Origin of the sequence: Eubacterium ramulus, assembly GCF_045002895.1 — a bacterium.
In the GTDB taxonomy this organism is placed as follows: Bacteria; Bacillota; Clostridia; order Lachnospirales; family Lachnospiraceae; genus Eubacterium_I; species Eubacterium_I ramulus.
This window is the reverse complement of sequence record NZ_CP173382.1, coordinates 687,660-709,158: the sequence shown is the minus strand read 5'-3', so window position 1 is coordinate 709,158 and position 21,499 is coordinate 687,660. Positions and strand designations below refer to the sequence as shown.

Sequence of the window (21,499 nt, the reverse complement as noted above, 5' to 3'; positions counted from 1 at the left end):
TATTTCTTCTGTTCCGATTTTTTATCGGCGTATCTTTCATTATATCATTGGCGCTCATATATTTCAACAAATATACGGTTCAAATCACTTTGAAACTTTATACATGTCTTTTAATCCGAGGAAATAATCAAGACCATTCATCTACATTGTGATTCAAAAATATTGCAGAATATACAGAAGCGATGCAGAAAACGCAGAATCCTGTCCTGACAGGATTCTGCGTTTTCTTTCAAAATATTAAATTTTTAAAGCCAAAGAAGCATTATTTTTTAAACCGGATAAGCTCCATTTTTGTGGTCAGCCGCCTCCGGATCTACCTTTGTCTGCTGTGCCTCACGATATTTGAAGAAATCCAGTGCCTGCTGCGGGAAGAGTGCATAAGAAAGCACATCCTCATCCTGCTGTTTCCAGCGTGACATTTCATTCTCAATCTTGGCAAGTTCCGGTTCGATCAGATCTGCCGGACGACAAGTAATTGCCTTATCTTTATCCGCACCGAGAACTTTTTCCACTACTTCCGGATTGAATGGTTTTACTGTCTGACCATATTCACCAAGTAAAATGCTCTTGGTTTCTTTGGTAGCAACTTTATAACGCTCACCCATCAGAACATTTAATACAGCCTGTGTACCTACGATCTGGCTGGAAGGTGTTACGAGAGGTGGCTCACCAAGGTCTTTTCTTACACGTGGGATTTCTTTTAATACTTCCTCATATTTGTCCTCTGCGTTCTGCTCTTTCAGCTGAGAAATCATGTTTGAAAGCATTCCGCCCGGAACCTGATAACGTAAAGTATTGATATTTACGCCAAGTACCTTCGGATTTAACAGGCCGCTTGCCATTGCCTCCTCACGGATCTTGCCAAAGTACTCATTGATTTCAGCAAGAATATCCTGATTCAGACCGGTATCATACGGTGTACCTTTGAAGGTTTCAACCATAACTTCTGTTGCCGGCTGGGATGTTCCCAGTGCCAGTGGTGAAATTGCAGTATCAATGATATCGCATCCGGCTTCTACTGCTTTCAGACAACTCATGGAAGCCACACCACTTGTATAGTGGGTATGAAGCTCGATTGGAAGGCTTACATTTTCTTTTAATGCTTTTACAAGACGCTCTGCCTCATATGGAACCAGAAGACCTGCCATATCTTTGATACAGATGGAATCTGCACCCATATCCTCGATACGTTTTGCAGTATCTACCCAATAATCCAGCGTATATGCCTCACCTAAGGTATAGGAAAGTGCAATCTGGGAATGACCTTTTTCCTTTTTGCAGGCATCTACGGCTGTCTTTAAGTTTCTCAGATCATTTAAACAGTCAAAAATACGAATGATATCGATTCCGTTTGCAATAGATTTCTGTACAAAATATTCTACTACATCGTCTGCATAATGACGGTATCCCAAAATATTCTGTCCACGGAACAGCATCTGCAGTTTTGTATTTTTGAAACCATCACGGAATTTTCTGAGACGCTCCCACGGATCTTCTTTCAGGAAACGCAGGGATGCATCGAAAGTTGCACCGCCCCAGCATTCGACTGCATGATAGCCGACTTTATCCATTTTATCGATGATCGGAAGCATCTGCTCTGTGGTCAGTCTGGTGGCCATCAGAGACTGATGCGCATCACGCAGAACAGTTTCTGTTATTTTCAATGGTTTTTTCTCCATGATAAATTATCTCCTTTTTTATAATCATTGCCTTTGTTTACGGATTGTTCCGCTGTTCCAGCTCCCACAATCCTCCCTCCATTCGAAAATCGCATGACTCTGTCCTGCTTTTTTCTCATTGGAGGGGCGTGTCGCTAATCCTGTAAAGCATTTACATGCAAGCATGACATGCTTTTAGGATTTCGACACTGTAAACAAAGTTATACACCGAATATTGCCATGAATACTCCGGCTGCAATCGCAGTTCCGATAACTCCGGCAACATTTGGTCCCATGGCGTGCATCAGCAGGAAATTGGTCGGATCTTCTTCTGCACCAACTTTCTGGGATACACGGGCTGCCATCGGTACTGCGGATACACCGGCAGAACCGATCAGCGGATTGATCTTGCCTTTTGTTACAACGCACAGGATCTTACCAAAGATAACACCTGCTGCGGTACCAAATGCAAAGGCTACCAGACCAAGTACTACGATCTGAAGTGTTGTCACTTTCAGGAATGCTTCTGCACTTGTGGATGCTCCGACGGATGTACCAAGCAGGATAACTACAATGTACATCAGGGCGTTGGATGCTGTCTCGGACAGCTGTTTTACTACGCCACTCTCACGGAACAGGTTACCAAGCATCAGCATACCTACCAATGGAGCTGTGGTCGGAAGCACCAGACACACAATAATGGTAACAACGATTGGGAAAAGGATTGCTTCCAGTTTGGAAACTTCACGAAGCTGTCCCATACGGATGGAACGCTCTTTTTTAGTTGTTAAAAGTTTCATGATCGGCGGCTGGATGATCGGTACTAATGACATATAGGAATACGCCGCCACGGCGATCGGACCCATCAAGTCATTTTGATGTAATTTTCCGGCCAGGAAGATGGAAGTCGGTCCATCTGCTCCACCGATGATGGATACTGCTGCAGCTGCTGCATCGGAAAAACCGAATACGATAGCCAGCAGATATGCGGCAAAAATACCGAACTGTGCGGCTGCTCCCAAGAGAAAACTGATCGGGTTTGCGATCAACGGACGGAAATCCGTCAGTGCGCCGACACCAAGGAAAATCAGGGACGGAAGAATGGACCACTCATCCAGTTTGAAGAAGTAGTGCAACAAACCTCCGACACCGTTGCTTGCATTTTCCGGAGAAATCATGATATCCGGATAAATATTTACCAGAAGCATACCAAACGCGATCGGTACCAGCAGTAACGGCTCATATCCCTTTTTGATTGCTAAATATAAGAACACACAGGCAACGGCGATCATCAGATAGTTTCCCCAGGTCAGATTGAAGAACGCGGTCTGATGCACGAGATTGCCCAATGTCTCTGCTATATTACCTGACATGTCTACCTCCTGTCTTATGCGTTCATAGTAGCAAGTACTGCTCCTGATTCTACTGTCTCACCTTTTGCTACATCCACACTGGCAACAGTGCCATCCTGTGGTGCAACAACTGGTGTCTCCATTTTCATGATCTCAAGTACAACGACAGGATCACCTTTCTTTACGGCTGTGCCCGGTGCTGCTACAACATCAACAACTTTACCTGCTGCACCTGCAGTAATGGAAATGCTTCCTGCTGTGCCTGCAGCTGCCGGTTTTGCTGCCGGAGCCGGTGCCGGTGCTGCTGCTCTCGGAGCCGGTGCTGCTGCCGGAGCGCCATTTGTATTTTCTTCTACGGTTACATCATATACGTTTCCGTTTACGGTAATTGTATAATTTTTCATTTTTCTATTCTCCTTAAACAAAATGGTGTGATTAGCGTCTCTTGATCGTACGGACTCTGAAACTGTCTACCGGTACATTCTCACTTGCTGCGATCGCGGCTGCGATAACAGCGACCAGCTCCAGATCATCCGTTTCCTGTACAGGAGCTGCAACAACTGGTACTGTCTTTGGTGCTTCTGCTGTCGGTTCTGCTTTTTTGGCAAATTTTTCCTGGATTACAGGAATGATCTTGAAACAATAAATGATCAGCGCAATTGCGATCAGCATAACGAATACCGTTCCCATACCAAGGACTGTATTCTGTAATGCATTTGCCAGCCGGGCTTTTCTGTCTGCTGCCTGCGCAAATACGGTCATTCCCGGAAGCTGTAAAGCCAGAAGTCCGAGACTGCCTGCCGCAATCCCTTTGATATTCTTTCTCATCTTCACTATCTTCCTTTCTTTTACAGCATGGAAAATGCCATGATCAGATGTTTTCTTGTCTGTGCCGGAGCGATGACTGCATCCACGCTGCCTCTTGCTGCTGCGGAAGTTACGGCATTCTGTTTTCCTTCATAAGCAGCTGCCTGTTTTTCAGTTGCTTTCTCTCCTTCAGCTGCAAATAAGATATTTGCTGCTTTTTCAGCTTCCATCATACCTACTTTAGCATCATCCCATGCAAATACCATATCGGCATCACTGATGCTTCTTGCGCCCATAGCCACATAAGCACTGCCGTAAGTATCGCCCATGATCAGGTTTACTTTACTGTTGAAACCGCCGTCGTGATAAGCTTTTACCAGTTTTGCGATTGCCTGTGGAAGACCTTTTTCTGTCTGCTCTACTGCCGCAAATCCATCTGCTGCTGTCACAGTCAGAAGCGGAATCTCGCAATCGTTACAGAATGCGACGAAAGCTGCTGCTTTCTCACATCCGTCTACTGTAAGACCGTCAGCCAGATCTGCCGTCTTCTCACCTTTTTCATCATAAAGTGCATCGGCATTTGCCACTGCACCAACTAAAATTCCATTTAATGTAAGGAATCCTGTCACCATCTCCGGTGCGTAATCCGGGCGGATCTCCAGGAATTTATCGTCTGCACACTCAGCTAACAATGCACGTGCATCTTTCATGGCACATGTTTTATCAGAAATGTAACGATTCAGATCATCCTCTCCACAACGTCCATATTCTTCATCAATGAGCATTACTACCAGCTCACGGATTTTTGTCAGAACAGCCTCTTCGCTCTCCAGTACTTCTGCCTGTCCGGAAACTGCCGCCTGATATTTTGCAGAATCAAACTCGCGGGAAAGTTTTTTATTATCCATAATGGTATGCGGTGCATTCACATACATCTGTGCTTCTTTTGTCATAAATGCAAAATCACTCATGGCCGGAATCAGTGTCATACCACCTGCACAGTTACCCATTACTGCGCTGATCTGAAGTACACTGTCCGCATACTCAGCCTGCTTTGCAAGGACACATCCAAAGCTGTCCAGTGCATCTACAGATTCCTGCAGACGAAAACCGCCGCAGTCTAACAGTCCGATCACCGGAGCTGCTGCCTTATCAGCCATATCATATAATTTTGCAATTTTCTTTGCGTGCATCTCACCCATCGTTCCGTTCAGCACATCACGGTTCTGACTATATACATACACCGGATTGCCCTCAATCTGTCCGTATCCTGTGATAACACCATCGGATGGTGCAGACTGGTCATTTACGGTAAAATCTGTTGTGCGGGCGGAAACTAATGCGCCAACCTCTACGAAACTACCTTCATCTAACAGACGGTTGATTCGCTCTAACGCTAAACATTCTGCCATATTGCCTCATACCTCCTTGAGATTGTTATTTTATTAACATACCAGATTCATTCTACTTCATTTTTTACAAAAATTCAAGAAAAATGTTCCTGTTTGCCTATACATTTTTTTGCATTTCCTTGGCATATTCACTTGTATTCTATGCAAAGTATACAAAATACTTCGCATTTCCTTTTCTAACTGCAAAAAATATAATTTTTTATTAATTCTGCCTTATTCTTTATTACTATTAAAACACCGGTTCCACTATTTTGTAAAAATCATTCTTGTTATGAAGATATTCCTTTTCGGAATCAGAAATTTAAAAGGATTTTCAATGTGATTTCCTGTCAAAAGAATGCGCACCATGCCTGCTATACATGGTGCGCATCCTGTAATTCTATGGAGTACTCAGTTTTGCAACCGAATGGATCTGCTCAGCATAAACGATCTTCTATATGCATGGATTTTTATTTGATGAATTTTACTTCCGGATAAATCTTCTGCTTTGCAGCTTCTTTTCTTTCATTATAAATAACTTTCTGTTCTTCGAATAAATTGCGTCCGTTTGCATCAATGGATACGATGAGCGGGCCAAATTCTTTGACCTTACAGCACCAGAGTGTTTCCGGCATTCCAAGTTCATCCCAGTGATGCTCCGCAATGTACTGCACTTCAGTAGCTGCCACAACGGCACAGCCTGCCGGGAATACACAGTGGATGGCACCAAATTCTTTACATGCGCGCTCGGTATTCGGTCCCATACCGCCTTTGCCAACAATCACTCGGACACCGGTCTGCTCGGTAAATTCGTACTCGAATTTTTCCATACGCATGGAAGTGGTCGGTCCAACGGATACCATCTCATAATCATCCTCGGTTCCTTCAATTTTTCGCACAATCGGTCCTGCATGGAAAATTGCTTTGTTTCTGATATCATATGGAAGTTCTCTGCCGTATTCCACCAGTCTGCGGTGTGCCACGTCTCGACAGGTCATCAGATCGCCGTCCAGCCATACAATGTCACCGATTTTAATATCTGCCAGATCCTCCTTGCTTACAGGAGTAACTAATACTTTTTTATCGCCTCTGATTTCAATCATCTTTTTATTCTCCTTTTTCACGAAATATTTGCATAGCTTTCACGTTTCGCCAATCATACATCTAGAAAGGAAAGCCGTTACTTTTTACTCAAATTTCCAGGTAGAATGTGTATCACAGACTACGTTCAGATCTTTGTCGATCACAATGTGACCACGACGGTGTGACCAGCATCCTACGTTTACAGCAACACCGATAGTAGACGGATGACGTGCTGTATTCTCAATATTTACACCCATGACAGAATATTTTCCGCCCATACCCTGCGGTCCAAGGCCAATAGCATTGATTCCATCCTCTAAAAGCTGCTCCATTTTTGCTGCATTTGCATTGTCATTGTGGGAACCAATCGGTCTCATCAGCGCCTTTTTAGAATTTAATGCTGCAGTCTCTACGGAAGTTCCGACACCGACACCAACCAGAAGCGGCGGGCAGGCATTTAATCCATAAGTAGTCATCTGATCCAGTACAAAATCGGTGATTCCTTCATACCCTGCACCCGGCATCAGTACCATTGCTTTACCCGGAAGAGTACATCCGCCACCTGCCATGTAAGCATAAATCTCACACTGGTCGTTATTTGGGACAATATCCCACCATACCGTCGGTGTTCCTTTTCCGACATTTTTCTTTGTGTTGTACTCGTCAAACGTCTGTACAGAATTGTGGCGAAGTGGTGTGGCAAATGTTGCCTGCACAACCGCATCTGTCAGCAGAGCTTCCAGCTCATTGATGTACGGGAAATTTGTTCCGCATTTGAGCCAGAACTGAAGGACACCGGTATCCTGACAGCTCGGACGGTCAAGTTCTACTGCCAGTCCCTGATTTTTTGTCATGGTTTCATATAATACTTTCGGCAGTGCCGCATCTTCTTTGGAGCCAAGCTCCTCTAATTTTGCCACGACATCATCCGGCAGCTTTTTTCCGATATGTCCGACAAAGTCGGCTACCATGTCTGTTAATCTCTTGATTTCTTTTTCTTTCATTGAATCGCACCTCCAGCAATTTTTACTTTAAACTTTAATACTAGCTTCGCCGCTTATACAGCAGCTTTTTAATGATAAAATGGGAATAAAATTGGTAACAAAATCATACATAACGCAAAGGATACAAGGATCAGCGGCAAACCTGATTTCACATAATCCTTAAAGGTATAACCGCCAAGTCCGACTACCATGGTATTTGCAGGCATTCCGATTGGTGTTGCGTAAGCGCAGGATGCTGCAATTACCGTTGCAATAACCACTGCTCTTGGATCTGCCCCAAGGATATCTGACATAGATACCGCAATTGGAACCATCAGCGCTGTGGTTGCTGTGTTTGACATAAAGTTTGTCAGAACACATGACACTACAAAAATGACAAACAATAACATCATCGGGCTTGGATTTTTTCCAAGGAATCCTACGATTGTGTCCGCGATCATGGTTCCGGCGCCTGAGGTATCCAGTGCATTGGCAAGCGCCAGGGAACCACCGAAGAGGAGAACTACTTTTAAATCTATGGATTTCAGTGCAGCGCTTCCGGAAATAACACCGGTTAGTACAACTACACAGGCTCCGATACAGGCAGATACCTGAATTGGAATACCAATCTGTTTTTCAAAGATCATTGCTAAAATAACCGCGATCAGCACTACCAGAGACGTAATCTGTTTCCACTTTGGCACATGACTGAAATCCGGTTTTGTCTCTGCCACTTCTGCCACACTTTTTGCAGAAGTCTTCGGAAGCAGGCGGTATCCGATGAAAACAAAATAAACGATACCTGCCAGAAGCATTGGGATTCCAATCGGCGCATACATAAAAAATCCGGTTTCTTCACCAAGATTCTGCAGGGCATCCACACCCATCAGATTTCCCGGTGCTCCGATAATGGAGAGGTTTCCGCCAAGTGCTGCTGCAAATACCAGTGGCATGAGCAGGCGGCTTCTGGAATATCCGGATTCGTCTGCAATTCCACAGACAACTGGGATCAATACTGCTGCGGTCCCTGTATTTGACAGGAATCCTGACATGACTCCTACGATCACCATAATGGCAACCATCAGGATTTTTTCATTTTTTGCAAATCTGGTCACCACCCCACCAATCTTGTTTGCCATGCCGGTTTCAAAAAGTGCCTGTCCTACTACAAACATTCCAACGCACAGAATCACGTTGCTGTTTACATATCCGCTGAATGTCTGGGAAGCGTCCAGAACCCCGGTCACATTTAATCCGATTGCTACAATCGTAGCGGTAAGCCCCAGTGGAATCTTTTCTAATATAAAGCTGACAATCGCAAATATCAGAAATAAAATTGTTATTGTCGATGCTGACATTTTTCACCCTCCCTGTAAAGAATTGTGAATCGGCCGTTCTCTTTATTTGATATCTGTATTGTAAATCAGGTATATTCATTTGTCTATTTAATGAATTTTAACTTGCCATAAATAAAATTTATAGTATACTTTAAGCAAAAGGAAGTTATTGAATTCATCTGATCATTCATCAGTGGTGAATTTATGACGGAAAGCAGCTTCGACGAAAGGAGAATTTTTATGACCTTAAATCAGTTGAAATATTTTTGTGAAACATGCAGATGCCACAGCATCACCGCTGCTGCAAATCAGCTGTTTGTGACGCAGCCGGCCATTTCACTGGCTATCCGGGAACTGGAGGCTGAATTTGGCATCACACTTTTTACACGATTCAACAACCGGCTCACCCTGACGGAAGACGGCGCACTGTTTTATAAGAAAGCTGACTACATTCTGCAGTACTGCAAAGATATGCAATTTGAATTGAACGGCAGCCGGATTCAGCAAAATCCGATCCACGTCGGCATTCCTCCGGTGCTCAGCAGTTTTTTCTTTCCGGGACTCATTGATGCTTACCGTTCCAAATATCCAGATGCTCTTGTATCCCTGGAGGAATATGGTTCTGTACGTGCCTGCGATCTGGTTCTGGAAGATAAACTGGATCTGGCTCTCGTCAATATGGAAATGTATAACATCGACCAGCTGAACAGCCATGTACTTATTCACGACCAGCTTGTGTTCTGTGTATCCCCGGAACACCCACTGGCAAATCATACTTCTATCAAAGCTGCTGATCTGGATCATCAGAATGTTATTTTGTTTAATAAAGATTCTGTACAGAATGCCATTTTACGCACCCGCTTTGATTTCGGAAATGTCCATCCGAATATTATCATGCAGGGAAACCAGCTCTATACCATGATTAATTTTATTCGCTCCGGGACAGTGGGATGTTTTCTTTATAGCTGCATTACCGCAGGACTGCCGAAATACAAGGCCATACCTATGGAGCCGCCAATGAAAACGGATATTGGTATTGTATGGAAAAAAGGACGCTATCTGACGACGCAGATGCAAAATTTTATTACGTTTGTGAAAAAATATTATGATGCATAAATACAAAAAACTTTCTGACAGAACCTATCATTCAATCATGATTTTTCTGGTCAGAAAGCTTTTTAATTAACGATTTCTCTTGTTTTTATAAGGATAAACTCTGGGCAGAGACTCTCTCTACCCCAATCCTAGTTACCCGGATAAGTAATGACAGACTCTACGTCGTAACCTTTCAGTTTCTCACGACCGTTTAATCCAGCCAGCTCCATCAGGAATAATACTTTGACAACTTCTCCGCCAAGGCTCTCGATCAGTTTGATGGCAGCCTCAATGGTTCCGCCGGTTGCGATCAGATCGTCTACTACGACAACTTTCTGACCCGGTTTGATGGAATCTTTGTGCATCTCAATCTCAGCAGAACCGTACTCAAGATCATATTTGGCACAAACTGTCTCGCATGGAAGTTTTCCTTTTTTACGAACCGGCACAAAACCTTTGCCAAATTCGTAAGCCAGCGGTGCTCCAAAGATAAATCCTCTGGATTCTGCTCCAACTACCACATCAAAATCTACGCCATCCAGACGCTCCTTTAATCCGTCAATCGCAAGTTTCAGTCCGTCCGGATCCTGTAAAACGGTTGTTATATCGCGGAAAATAATTCCCGGTTCCGGAAAATCCGGGATACTTCTCACGTAATCTTCTACTTTTTTCATAATATGTATAGTTCCTCCTGTTTTATGGATTATCACTCAACCTTATCATTATACATGAAAATCCATAGGATATAAAGACATTTTTTCTGTTCTTTGGAAAAACGAATACATCAGAAATTACAATTTCATTCTTCATCCTGAGACCATGCAAGTGCACAACGCACTGCGCGGTGCCAGCCTTTCAGCAGTTTCGCACGCTCTGTTTCCTCCATGGTGGGTTCAAACGTACGGCCAAGATTCCAGTTTTTGCGAATTTCATCCTTGCTGCTCCAATAGCCTACAGCCAATCCTGCCAGATACGCCGCACCAAGTGCTGTTGTCTCAATGCATTTCGGGCGCTCTGCACGGATTCCTGCGATATCTGCCTGGAATTTCATCAGCATATTATTCGCACTGGCTCCACCGTCCACTTTTAAATGTGTCATTTTAACTCCGGCATCTTCTTCCATTGCGGCAATGACATCATAAGCCTGATAAGCGATGGACTCCAACGTTGCACGGATAAAATGCTCTTTTTTACATCCTCTGGTCACACCTACAATAGTGCCCCGTGCATAGGAATCCCAATATGGTGCACCCATTCCGGTAAAAGCAGGAACGACATAAACTCCCTTGCAATCCGGTACTTCATCTGCGTACTCTTCTGACTGGCGCGCACTTTTGATCATGCGCATCTCATCCCGCAGCCACTGGATCGCCGCACCTGCCACAAATACACTTCCTTCCAATGCATATTCCACCTCATCACTGACACTCGCCGCCAATGTCGTCAACAATCCATTTTTTGATGTGATCGGTTCATTTCCAGTATTCATAAGAAGAAAACATCCGGTTCCGTATGTGATTTTTCCTTCCCCTTTTTCAAAACAACTCTGCCCAAACAAAGCTGCCTGCTGATCTCCGGCAGCTCCGCAGACCGGAATTTCTCCGCCTGTCACGGACGGATCAGTATAACCATAGATATAGCTGGATGGTTTTACTTCCGGAAGCATACTTTCCGGAATGTTGAATTTTTCCAGGATTTCCTTATCCCAGCAGCATTTGTGAATATCATAAAGCATTGTTCTGGATGCGTTGGAATAGTCTGTCACATGCACAGCGCCTCCGGTCAGATTCCAGATCAGCCAGGTGTCCACGGTTCCAAATAAAAGGTTTCCTTCCTCTGCCTGTTCCCGTGCACCTTCGACATTGTCCAGAATCCAGGCAATCTTGCTCGCTGAAAAATATGCATCTGCGATCAGTCCGGTCCGCTCACGGATCAGCTCATCAAATTTTTCCTCTTTCAGACGGTCAATCTGTTCTGCCGTTCGACGACACTGCCAGACAATCGCATTGTATACCGGTACTCCGGTAAAACGATTCCACACAATCGTTGTTTCACGCTGATTTGTAATTCCGATTCCTTCAATATCTTCCGGCATTGCTCCTGTCACAGCCAGAGCTTCTGTCAAAACAGATAACTGTGTAGACCATATTTCACGCGGATTCTGCTCCACCCAGCCCGGCTGCGGATAAATCTGTGTCAGCTCTTTCTGTGCCATCCCACAGATATTTCCCGCATGATCAAATAAAATACACCGGGAGCTTGTGGTTCCCTGATCCAATGCCATGATATATTTTTTCCCCATGATTTCTCCTCATTTCCGTCAACTTTTCTTATTATTCTATGATGCCAGGGTCAAAAGCCTGAAACCACGATGTGCTTGCACAAGAGTGGTTTTATGGCTTAATGACCCGCCCCGATATGAGCATAAAAGTGGAGCGTCAGCTTCACGATATGCGAATATTGGGTAGAATTGTGGGAGTACGAAGTACGGAACAATTCGTATGGCATCTTTTGACCTCAACATCATTTTATCGTATCTCTCAAAATGTTTCAAGAATTCCCTCGGCATTCTTGCTGCTCACCACATCTAGAGGCGAGAGTCATCTCACATCTGATATAGATTTCGTCGCAACCACATCCACGCCGGTATCTGCCACATTTTCCACAATCACATCACCGATCTGAACCGGTGCGGTAAGTGTCACTCCTTTTAATGCACACAGACATTCCCGGATTTTTCCCTTCGGAATATCTGATGCCGTTTTTACCGATACCACCGGCAGATTGCCTCCAGCTACCGGCACTGTCGATGTCACGATTCTTCTTGGATCTGTCAGTTCCTTTCTGGCATAATCATCTCCGCGCTTGCATGTATTTCCATTTACAGATACCACCTGCCCGCCATCCATTTCCACTGTCAGATTACAGCCCAGCGGACAGCCGATACAAATCAGTTCTTTTCGTTCCATTATGCTTCCCCCTGTTCGATTCGAATTGTTATTTTGGACAGATTTTCATATTCCTGCAATTTTTTCTTTTGTAAAATTACCTGTTCCATCTCGCCCGGTGCCATAACTTTCTTTTTCAGACGCATGATACAACTATCGTCAAAATAAACACAGAGTTCACTGTTTTTGTATACATTTCCAACGCGGAAACGGACGATCTGTTTGTCCTGCATCCGATGAGGATGAATGGAAGACGGCACGGTATAGCGCACACCACCCTCCGGGCAGATAGCGATTTCTGTCGTGTCTTCCGCAAACTGCTGTGTCACATATTCTGCCGCAAACGTTCCTGCTGCGCCAGCTTCTTCGGATACATAATCCACCAGATCATGCACATGTAATACGTTCCCGCAGGCAAACACACCCGGAATATTAGTTTCCAGACGCTCATTTACAATCGGCCCCGAAGTCACCGTACTTAATTCCACACCCAATTTTCCGGAAAGCTCATTTTCCGGGATTAATCCGCAGGATAACAGTAAGGTATCACACTCGTAAGTTTCTTCTGTTCCCGGAATCGGTTTTAATTTTTCATCCACCTGTGCGATCGTAACTGCCTCCACCCGGTCTTTCCCTTTGATATCTACCACAGTATGACTTAATTTTAACGGAATATCATAATCATCCAGACACTGTACAATGTTTCGCTTCAATCCACCGGAATATGGCATCAGTTCTGCCACCACCTGCACTTTAGCGCCTTCAAACGTCATGCGCCGCGCCATGATCAGACCGATGTCACCGGAGCCAAGAATGACCACTTTTTCACCTGGCATCCGTCCCTCTATGTTGACGTAACGCTGTGCGGTTCCTGCAGAATAAATTCCCGCCGGACGATACCCCGGAATATTCAGGGCACCTCTCGGACGTTCCCTGCATCCCATCGCCAGAATGATGGCTTCCGCCTCTAGCACAAACATTCCCCGTTCCCGGTTCATACAGGTAATCTTTTTCTCCGGACTGATATCCACCACCATAGTTGACAGCAGATATGGAATCTGCATTTCTTCCACTTCTGCAATAAAACGTGCCGCATACTCCGGTCCTGTCAGCTCTTCCTGAAACGTATGTAACCCAAATCCATTGTGGATGCACTGATTTAAAATACCGCCAAGCTGCTCATCACGCTCTAAAATCAAAATATCTTCCACACCGGCCTTTCGTGCCGCAACTGCTGCTGACAGACCTGCAGGACCGCCGCCGATGATTGCAATTTTCGTTTTCATATTACAGTTCCTCCTTATCATATCCGGTCAGGAATCCTGAATTTCTGCCTTTTTTCGTAATCTCACTGATGTCGCATCCAAGTTCCCTTGCAAGGATTTCCACGGTTTTCGGGGAACAGAATCCTGCCTGACATCTTCCCATTCCCGCACGGGTTCTGCGTTTCACTCCATCCAGCGTTGTCGCTCCCAACGGACGGTGGATCGCATCCAGAATTTCTCCTTCTGTCACCATCTCACAGCGGCAGATCACATTCGCATACGCCGGATTTTTCCGGATCATCAGATGGCGTTCTTCCATACTCAGTTCTTCCATGCAGACCACTCCTTTTCTGGTGGATACAAACTCCGGATTATCCTCTGCCGGAAGCAGTTTTTCAATCATTTCTGCCACATAAATGCCAATCGCCGGTGCACTGGAAAGTCCCGGAGATTCAATCCCTGCCACATCGATAAATCCCGGTGCATCTGCCACTTCTTCAATGATAAAATCATTCTTCTCTGTATGTGCACGAAGACCGGCAAATGACGTGATAGTCTGGCGTTTTGGCAGGTTTGGTGTACTTAAGCCCGCACGCTGCTGCAGATCCTCCAGACCTTCTGCTGTGGTTGCGATATTTTCCTTATCCAATTCGTCCACTGCCGTCGGTCCAAGCATCAGATTACCATGTACGGTCGGCGTTACCAGTACACCTTTTCCATACTTTGTCGGAAGCTGGAAAATCGTATGAGAGACAAATTCGCCTACTTTTTTATCCAGCAGACAATACTCGCCCTTTCGCGGAATGATCTGAATCTTCTGTTCACTGACCATATTGTGAAAAACATCCGCATAAACGCCTGCAGCATTTACTACCAGTTTTGTCTCATACACATGATCCTGCGTGCAGACCTCATAATATCCATCTTTTTTTACAATATTCTGAACTTCCTGGTTCAGGAAAAACTGTACACCGTTTGCACATGCATTTTCTGCCAGTGCGATCGTCAATCCAAAAGGACATACAATGCCTCCTGCCGGCGCATGCAGCGCAGCCACGACCTGATCCGACACCTGCGGTTCCATCTGCCGCACTTCATCACCGGAAATGATCTGACATCCTTCCACACCATTTTTCTCCGCTTTTTCCAGTAATTCTTCTAATTTTGATCTGTCCGCATCTTCAAAACAAAGCACCAGAGAACCATTCCGCTTATAAGAAAAATCAAGTTCCTTCGAAAGTGCTTCCATCCTCTTGCTTCCCTGCACATTCATCTTCGCTTTTAATGTTCCGGGTGTTGCGTCAAATCCGGCGTGTACAATGCCACTATTTGCCTTGCTGGTTCCTTCGCAAATATCACTGCAGCGCTCCAATACTGCTACCTTTCTCTTCTTACGCATCAGTTCCCGGGCAATGGCACTTCCTGTCACGCCTGCTCCTATGATCATTACATCATACATAACATTCTTCTCCTTTAACTAATAAAAGCCGAGCAAAAATAAACCACTCTCATGGTTTTTCTTTTTGCTCAGCTCATAATCTCATGCAAATCCCTATGCAATTTCTAAGATTATTTTAGCACTAATCCTGAGAACATACAAGTGACACTTTTCACTTTATTTATAAGTTACAGTTCACACGCGCCATTCGCAAAACGTCCTTTCAGGACTTCTCCGTAGCTACGCTACTACTTTTGCTCATAAAAAGGCGCTCCCTTCATCATTATGTATCCAAATATTTCCTCATGCAAGCATGATCAATATTTGAATACATATGATGAGTGAACTGTAATAATAAAAAAGTTTGTACTTCTTCTTATAATTATGTATAATAGTAACACTATAAAAAATGGACTCCGGAAATTTTTTTAACAGTTCTGAGAGTACATATCATACAGAAGGAGATACTTATGAACAAAAACAATCAGAAAAAAAATGCCGGTGCCCTGATCGGTGCCGCATTCCTTATGGCAACTTCTGCCATTGGTCCGGGCTTTTTGACCCAGACCGGAAAATTCACTGACAGCTTACACGGAAGTTTCGGCTTTGTCATTTTGATTTCTATCATACTGGCAGCCATCGTGCAGTTAAATGTATGGCGTGTTTTATGTGTATCCGGCATGCGTGGACAGGATGTGGCAAATAAAGTCCTTCCGGGACTCGGTTATGTAGTAGCTTTCCTGATCGTTGCCGGCGGACTGGTCTTCAATATCGGTAACGTTGGCGGAGGTGCGCTTGGTTTTAACACACTGCTTGGTATCCCGACCACCGCAGGATATTTCCTGGCAGGTGCCATTGCCGTTCTTGTTTTCTTGTTTAAAAATGCTTTAAAAGCTATGGACACACTGACCAAAGTACTTGGCGGACTCATGATCGCTGTTATCTTTGTAGTGATCCTCATTGTTCGTCCACCAGTTGGCTATGCATTAAAAGAAACCGTTGCACCATCTGCACCAATGGGCGATATCTTCCCTGCAATCCTGACATTACTTGGCGGTACTGTCGGCGGATATATCACCTTTGCCGGTGCACATCGTCTGATTGATGCCGGTATCACGAAAAAGGAAAATCTGAGTGAAATCAGAAAAAGTTCTGTCATGGGACTTGGTATCGCAACGATCGTACGTGTACTGTTATTCCTCGCTATCCTTGGTGTTGTTGTTGCTACTGCAACTTCCGGTGCTCATACACTGGATCCGTCCAACCCTGCTGCTGATGCATTCAAAATCGGTGCCGGTGAGATCGGATATCGCTTCTTCGGGCTTGTGCTTTTATGTGCTGCCATCACTTCCATCGTTGGCTGTGCATATACTTCCGTATCTTTCCTGAAGACATTCAGCAAAGTAATCGAAAAAAATGAAAAATGGTTTATTGTCGGATTTATCATCCTCAGCACCATCGTTATGGCTCTGATCGGTCAGCCGGCTACTCTGCTCGTTCTGGCAGGTGCCTTAAACGGTCTGATTCTTCCGATCACCCTGGGTGTGTGTCTGGTAGCTTCCAAAAAGAAAACCATCATGGGGGAGGATTACCATCATCCAAACTGGCTGCTGATCCTTGGTATCATTGTTGTTATCATCTCTGCATACCTCGGCATCACCTCCCTTGGAAACCTTGCAACACTTTTTGCATAATGGAGCATGATCAATTATGAAAGAGACAAAAATTCTTACCGCCGGAGATTCCTCCCTGCTCATTCAGTTTGGGCAGGAGATTTCTCCTGAAATCAATGCACAGATCACTGCATTTGTGCATCTGATGAGAGAACAGCATCTGGAAGGTGTCACAGATGTGATCCCTGCTTTCACAAGCCTTCTCATCAACTACGATCCGCGAGTCATTGACTATCGCAAATTAAAACGCCGTCTGGAAAAATTATTAAAACTGGAAGTCAGCAAAAAAGCTTCTTCTTCCCGTATTTTTGAAATTCCGGTATGCTACGGCGGGGAATACGGCCCGGATCTGGAAAATATTGCAAAACATGCAAACCTTACCACACAGGAAGTCATTACTATTCATTCATCCAGTGACTATCTGATCTACATGCTTGGATTTCTGCCTGGATTTTCCTACCTGGGCGGTCTGGATGAGCGTATTCACACTCCACGTCTGGCAAATCCACGTATCCGGATTCCGGCCGGAAGTGTCGGCATTGGCGGTTCCCAAACCGGCATCTATCCACTGGATTCCCCGGGTGGCTGGCAGTTACTGGGACTGACACCGGTTAAAACTTATGATCCGAACCGTGATGTTCCGATTCTTTTTGAAGCAGGTGATTACATCCGTTTCGTCCCGGTCAGTGAATCTGATTTTGCAAACATAAAAAATGAAGTGGATAACGGTACTTATACCTGTACCATTCATCCAAAGGAGGTGTAACCTATGGGCGTTCGTGTATTAAAAGGCGGCATGCTCACAACCGTACAGGATCTTGGAAGAACCGGCTATCAGAGCCAGGGCTTCGGCGTGTCCGGTGTCATGGATGTACGTTCCTTTAAAATTGCAAATCTGCTTCTGGATAATCCGGAAAATGAAGCGGTTCTGGAGTTTACCCTGATGGGACCAACCCTGGAATTCACTTCCGAGACCATCATTGCTATCACCGGCGGTGATTTCCAGCCACAGGTAAATGGTAAGCCGATCAAAAACTATACCGCAGTTTACATACACCGCGGTGATATCTTATCTTTCCGTGGAGCCAGAACCGGAAGCCGCGGCTACATCGCTTTTTCCAGCTACCTGGATATCCCAGTGGTGATGGGCAGCCGTTCTACCAATATCAAATGCTCCATCGGTGGATATAAAGGACGCCGCCTGATGGACGGAGATTATGTCGGTTTCCGTATCAAACGAAGATATCTACCGTATTACCTGTCCCGCACCCTGGATCTGGATGAATTTGACCAGGATGAGGTGACTTTACGTGTCATCATGGGACCACAGGATAAATCTTTTACCTCTGCAGGGCGAAAAACATTCCTGGAATCAGAATATACTGTAACCAGCGAATTTGACCGCATGGGATGCCGTCTGGAAGGGCCTTTTATTGCCTACAAAACGACATCGGATATTATTTCCGATGGAATTGCCTTTGGTTCCGTTCAGGTACCAAGCCACGGAAAACCGATCATTCTGCTTTCTGACCGCCAGACCACCGGAGGATATGCCAAAATTGCCACTGTCATTTCCGTGGATATTCCAAAACTGGTTCAGCGGAAAACAGACCACAAAGTACGGTTTCAGGCAGTTACTGTGGAAGAAGCCCAGCAATTGATGCAGGATGAACTGCACGAACTGCAGGAATTCCGCAAACAAATTTATCAGCCATGTAAAGAGGTACTGGACTGCAGGCTGGTAGCTAAGCGCCTGACAAAGCTGTTCCAGGACTAACTACTGAATAATTAAAGGAGTAACAAATTATCATGGATTTACAACAGATTGAAAAACTTGTACAGATTATTGAAAATTCTTCCATGCTGGAGTTTTCCATCCAGGAAGGCGATACAAAGATCAAAATGAGCCGCCGCGGAACTGCTGGTGTTCCGGGAGAAGCCGCAATCACCATCGCGCAGGCAGCACCTGCTGCCCAGGCAGAGGAAGAAGCCGAAGATGAAACTTACATCACCTCTCCGATTGTCGGCACTTTCTACTCTGCTCCGTCACCGGAAGCAAAAGCCTTCGTAAAAGTCGGTGACAGAGTCAAAGCCGGCCAGACTGTATGTATTCTGGAAGCTATGAAACTGATGAACGAAATTGAAAGTGATTTTGACTGTGAAATCGAAGCAGTACTGGTCAGCAATGAACAGAAAATCGAATATGGCCAGCCACTGTTTAAGGTAAAGAAACTGGATGACTAAGGAGGCCTGCTGATGTTTCACAAAATATTAATCGCAAATCGTGGAGAAATCGCAGTCCGCATTATCCGCGCCTGCCGAAACATGGGAATCCGCAGCGTCGCTGTATATTCCAAAGAAGATCAAAACAGTCTTCATGTACAACTTGCGGATCAGCGTGTCTGCATTGGAGAAGGTCCTGCCCGCAACAATTATCTGAATATGGAACGCATTATCACAGCAGCCCGCAATGTCGGTGCTGATGCCATCCACCCGGGATTTGGATTTTTATCTGAAAATGCAGATTTTGTCCGTCTCTGCAACGAATATGGTATCGCATTTATCGGTCCGACTGCAGAAGTCATCAACAGTATGGGAAATAAATCCCATGCCCGCCAGACCATGATGGATGCCAAAGTACCTGTCGTTCCCGGCACAAGAGAACCAGTCTATGATGCTGAAACCGGTGAAAAATTTGCGGATGAGATCGGTTATCCGGTAATGATCAAAGCATCCTCCGGCGGCGGTGGAAAAGGTATGCGCGTGGCACAATCCAAAGACGAGTTTGAATTTCATTTCAACATGGCACAACGGGAATCTGCAAATGCGTTTGGCGATGATACAATGTACATCGAAAAATATATCGAAAATCCGCGCCATGTGGAAATTCAGATCATGGCAGACAATTTCGGAAACGTAGTTGCACTTGGAGAACGTGACTGCTCGGTACAGCGAAATCATCAGAAGCTGATCGAAGAATCTCCATCTCCTGCCATCACAGAAAAAATGCGTGCTTCCATGAATCATGACGCAATTCTTGCAGCCAAAGCAGTGAATTATACAAATGCCGGAACTGTCGAATTTATCGTAGATCCGAAAGGCACTTACTATTTCATGGAAATGAACACCCGAATTCAGGTAGAGCACGGTGTCACAGAAATGGTCACCGGTACCGATCTGATCATTGAACAGATTCGCGTAGCTATGGGAGAACCGTTAAGTTTTTCCCAGAATGATGTCACACCAAAGGGACATGCCATCGAATGCCGCATCAATGCGGAAATTCCGGAGAAAAACTTTATGCCAAGTCCCGGTGTGGTTAAACATCTGCACCTGCCGGCAGGAAACGGCGTCCGTGTGGACACCGCCCTTTACACCGGTTACCGCATTCCTTCCGAATACGATTCCATGATTGCAAAAGTCATTGTACATGCACCGGATCGTAAAGCTGCCCTGCAGAAAATGCGTTCTGCATTGGATGAAATGCTTATCATGGGTGTGGAAACCAACCTGGATTTCCAGTATCGTATTCTGAAAAATCCAGAGTTCTGTGAAGGAAAAGCCGACACCGGCTTTATTGAACGGATTTTGCGTCTGGACTGATAAATCCACAAATGTAAAGCATGATTTTTAATCAGAAAGAGAGGTCTTTACCATGTATCAGGTAGATTTAAATAGTGATCTGGGCGAAAGCTTCGGCCGCTATACCATTGGAATGGATGAAAAAATCATTCCCCTTATTTCCTCTGCAAATATTGCCTGCGGATATCATGCATCCGATCCTGTCGTAATGCTCGAATCCATCGCCCGCACCAAAGAGGCTGGTATCAAGATTGGAGCGCATCCGGGGCTTCCGGATCTGATGGGATTTGGCCGCAGAAATATGGCAATTTCCCCAGAAGAAGCCAAAGCTTATACGCTGTATCAGATCAGCGCTCTTGGAGGCATGTGTCAGGCAAACGGAATGCGTCTGCAGCACGTCAAACCACATGGAGCCTTGTACAACATGGCTGCCAAAGATTATGCCCTTTCTCTGGCTATCTGCGAAGCGATCCACGACTATGATCCTGAAATTATTGTTATGGGATTATCTGGAAGTGAAATGATCCGTGCGGCAAAAGACTGTGGCTTAAAAGCAGCCAGTGAAGTATTTGCTGACCGCGGATATGAAGAAGATGGTACGTTAGTAAACCGTCGCAAAGAAGGCGCCATGATCACAGATGAAGATGAGGCTATTGCCCGTGTCATCCGTATGGTAAAAGAAGGCGTTGTCACTGCTGTCACCGGAAAAGATATTCCGATTCAGGCTGATTCTGTATGTGTACACGGAGATGGCGAAAAAGCATTGCTTTTTGTAGAAAAAATCCGTAAAGTACTTACTGAAAATGACGTACAGATCTGTCCGCTCGCCGATATAATTGGCTAAACGATATGTTGTGAAAAAGAGATCCAAAAAGCCGTCCCACATG

The 21,499-nt window shown here is 45.0% G+C and carries 20 protein-coding genes; 7 read left to right on the top strand and 13 right to left on the bottom strand.

Annotated features, from left to right (window positions below; translation table 11 throughout):
- Positions 1-269 precede the first annotated feature (269 nt).
- The 8 genes from ACIRUQ_RS03235 to ACIRUQ_RS03200 form a co-directional block, all read right to left on the bottom strand.
- A complete protein-coding gene (locus ACIRUQ_RS03235; RefSeq protein WP_021739496.1) occupies positions 270-1,679 on the bottom strand; it encodes an oxaloacetate decarboxylase subunit alpha in 1,410 nt (469 codons plus the stop codon).
- Between the two features lie 200 nt (positions 1,680-1,879).
- Positions 1,880-3,031: a sodium ion-translocating decarboxylase subunit beta gene (locus ACIRUQ_RS03230; RefSeq protein ID WP_021739497.1), complete on the bottom strand. Its 1,152-nt coding sequence runs from the start codon at positions 3,029-3,031 to the stop codon at positions 1,880-1,882.
- Between the two features lie 14 nt (positions 3,032-3,045).
- A complete protein-coding gene (locus tag ACIRUQ_RS03225; protein ID WP_022036481.1) occupies positions 3,046-3,414 on the bottom strand; it encodes a biotin/lipoyl-containing protein in 369 nt (122 codons plus the stop codon).
- 31 nt (positions 3,415-3,445) lie between these two features.
- Positions 3,446-3,838, bottom strand: coding sequence for an OadG family protein (locus ACIRUQ_RS03220; RefSeq protein ID WP_022036480.1), 393 nt, complete (start codon positions 3,836-3,838; stop codon positions 3,446-3,448).
- 20 nt (positions 3,839-3,858) lie between these two features.
- Positions 3,859-5,229, bottom strand: coding sequence for a carboxyl transferase domain-containing protein (locus ACIRUQ_RS03215; RefSeq protein WP_055289669.1), 1,371 nt, complete (start codon positions 5,227-5,229; stop codon positions 3,859-3,861).
- A gap of 449 nt (positions 5,230-5,678) precedes the next feature.
- Positions 5,679-6,311: a L(+)-tartrate dehydratase subunit beta gene (ttdB, locus tag ACIRUQ_RS03210; protein ID WP_022036478.1), complete on the bottom strand. Its 633-nt coding sequence runs from the start codon at positions 6,309-6,311 to the stop codon at positions 5,679-5,681.
- A gap of 84 nt (positions 6,312-6,395) precedes the next feature.
- The gene (gene ttdA / locus ACIRUQ_RS03205) at positions 6,396-7,295 is read right to left on the bottom strand and encodes a L(+)-tartrate dehydratase subunit alpha (protein ID WP_021739502.1); all 900 of its coding nucleotides are present in this window, start codon (positions 7,293-7,295) and stop codon (positions 6,396-6,398) included.
- A 68-nt stretch (positions 7,296-7,363) separates the two neighbouring features.
- The gene (locus tag ACIRUQ_RS03200) at positions 7,364-8,632 is read right to left on the bottom strand and encodes an SLC13 family permease (protein ID WP_022036477.1); all 1,269 of its coding nucleotides are present in this window, start codon (positions 8,630-8,632) and stop codon (positions 7,364-7,366) included.
- 219 nt (positions 8,633-8,851) lie between these two features.
- Here ACIRUQ_RS03200 and ACIRUQ_RS03195 point away from each other — a divergent pair, with 219 nt between their 5' ends.
- A complete protein-coding gene (locus tag ACIRUQ_RS03195) occupies positions 8,852-9,727 on the top strand; it encodes a LysR family transcriptional regulator (RefSeq protein WP_022036476.1) in 876 nt (291 codons plus the stop codon).
- A gap of 128 nt (positions 9,728-9,855) precedes the next feature.
- Here the strand turns inward: ACIRUQ_RS03195 and ACIRUQ_RS03190 are convergent, their stop codons facing one another.
- The 5 genes from ACIRUQ_RS03190 to ACIRUQ_RS03170 all read right to left on the bottom strand — a co-directional run bounded on the left by ACIRUQ_RS03190 (position 9,856) and on the right by ACIRUQ_RS03170 (position 15,378).
- Positions 9,856-10,380: an adenine phosphoribosyltransferase gene (locus ACIRUQ_RS03190; protein WP_021739505.1), complete on the bottom strand. Its 525-nt coding sequence runs from the start codon at positions 10,378-10,380 to the stop codon at positions 9,856-9,858.
- Between the two features lie 125 nt (positions 10,381-10,505).
- Positions 10,506-12,008, bottom strand: coding sequence for a glycerol kinase GlpK (gene glpK / locus ACIRUQ_RS03185; RefSeq protein ID WP_022036475.1), 1,503 nt, complete (start codon positions 12,006-12,008; stop codon positions 10,506-10,508).
- Between the two features lie 298 nt (positions 12,009-12,306).
- Complete coding sequence (locus ACIRUQ_RS03180; protein ID WP_022036474.1) at positions 12,307-12,675, bottom strand: DUF1667 domain-containing protein; 369 nt, start codon at positions 12,673-12,675, stop codon at positions 12,307-12,309.
- Positions 12,675-13,940 (bottom strand): NAD(P)/FAD-dependent oxidoreductase, encoded by a 1,266-nt coding sequence (locus tag ACIRUQ_RS03175; protein WP_055289667.1) that lies wholly within the window; start codon positions 13,938-13,940, stop codon positions 12,675-12,677. Before ACIRUQ_RS03175 ends, ACIRUQ_RS03180 begins: the two co-directional genes overlap by 1 nt.
- Position 13,941: 1 nt before the next feature.
- The gene (locus tag ACIRUQ_RS03170; RefSeq protein WP_022036472.1) at positions 13,942-15,378 is read right to left on the bottom strand and encodes an NAD(P)/FAD-dependent oxidoreductase; all 1,437 of its coding nucleotides are present in this window, start codon (positions 15,376-15,378) and stop codon (positions 13,942-13,944) included.
- Positions 15,379-15,827: 449 nt separating this feature from the next.
- On the opposite strand from ACIRUQ_RS03170, the gene ACIRUQ_RS03165 reads away from it, so the two are divergent.
- Genes ACIRUQ_RS03165 through ACIRUQ_RS03140 form a run of 6 tightly spaced genes read left to right on the top strand, consistent with a single transcriptional unit; the run spans position 15,828 to position 21,456 of the window.
- Positions 15,828-17,051, top strand: a complete 1,224-nt coding sequence (locus ACIRUQ_RS03165; protein ID WP_022036471.1) for an NRAMP family divalent metal transporter — start codon at positions 15,828-15,830, stop codon at positions 17,049-17,051.
- Between the two features lie 16 nt (positions 17,052-17,067).
- A complete protein-coding gene (gene pxpB, locus ACIRUQ_RS03160) occupies positions 17,068-17,796 on the top strand; it encodes a 5-oxoprolinase subunit PxpB (protein WP_021739511.1) in 729 nt (242 codons plus the stop codon).
- Between the two features lie 3 nt (positions 17,797-17,799).
- Complete coding sequence (locus tag ACIRUQ_RS03155) at positions 17,800-18,807, top strand: biotin-dependent carboxyltransferase family protein (RefSeq protein ID WP_055289665.1); 1,008 nt, start codon at positions 17,800-17,802, stop codon at positions 18,805-18,807.
- 32 nt (positions 18,808-18,839) lie between these two features.
- Positions 18,840-19,274, top strand: coding sequence for an acetyl-CoA carboxylase biotin carboxyl carrier protein (gene accB / locus ACIRUQ_RS03150; RefSeq protein ID WP_022036468.1), 435 nt, complete (start codon positions 18,840-18,842; stop codon positions 19,272-19,274).
- A 12-nt stretch (positions 19,275-19,286) separates the two neighbouring features.
- Positions 19,287-20,633, top strand: a complete 1,347-nt coding sequence (accC, locus tag ACIRUQ_RS03145) for an acetyl-CoA carboxylase biotin carboxylase subunit (protein WP_022036467.1) — start codon at positions 19,287-19,289, stop codon at positions 20,631-20,633.
- Positions 20,634-20,685: 52 nt separating this feature from the next.
- On the top strand, positions 20,686-21,456 hold the full coding sequence (locus ACIRUQ_RS03140) for a LamB/YcsF family protein (RefSeq protein WP_021739515.1): 771 nt from the start codon (positions 20,686-20,688) through the stop codon (positions 21,454-21,456).
- The last annotated feature ends 43 nt before the right edge of the window (positions 21,457-21,499 follow it).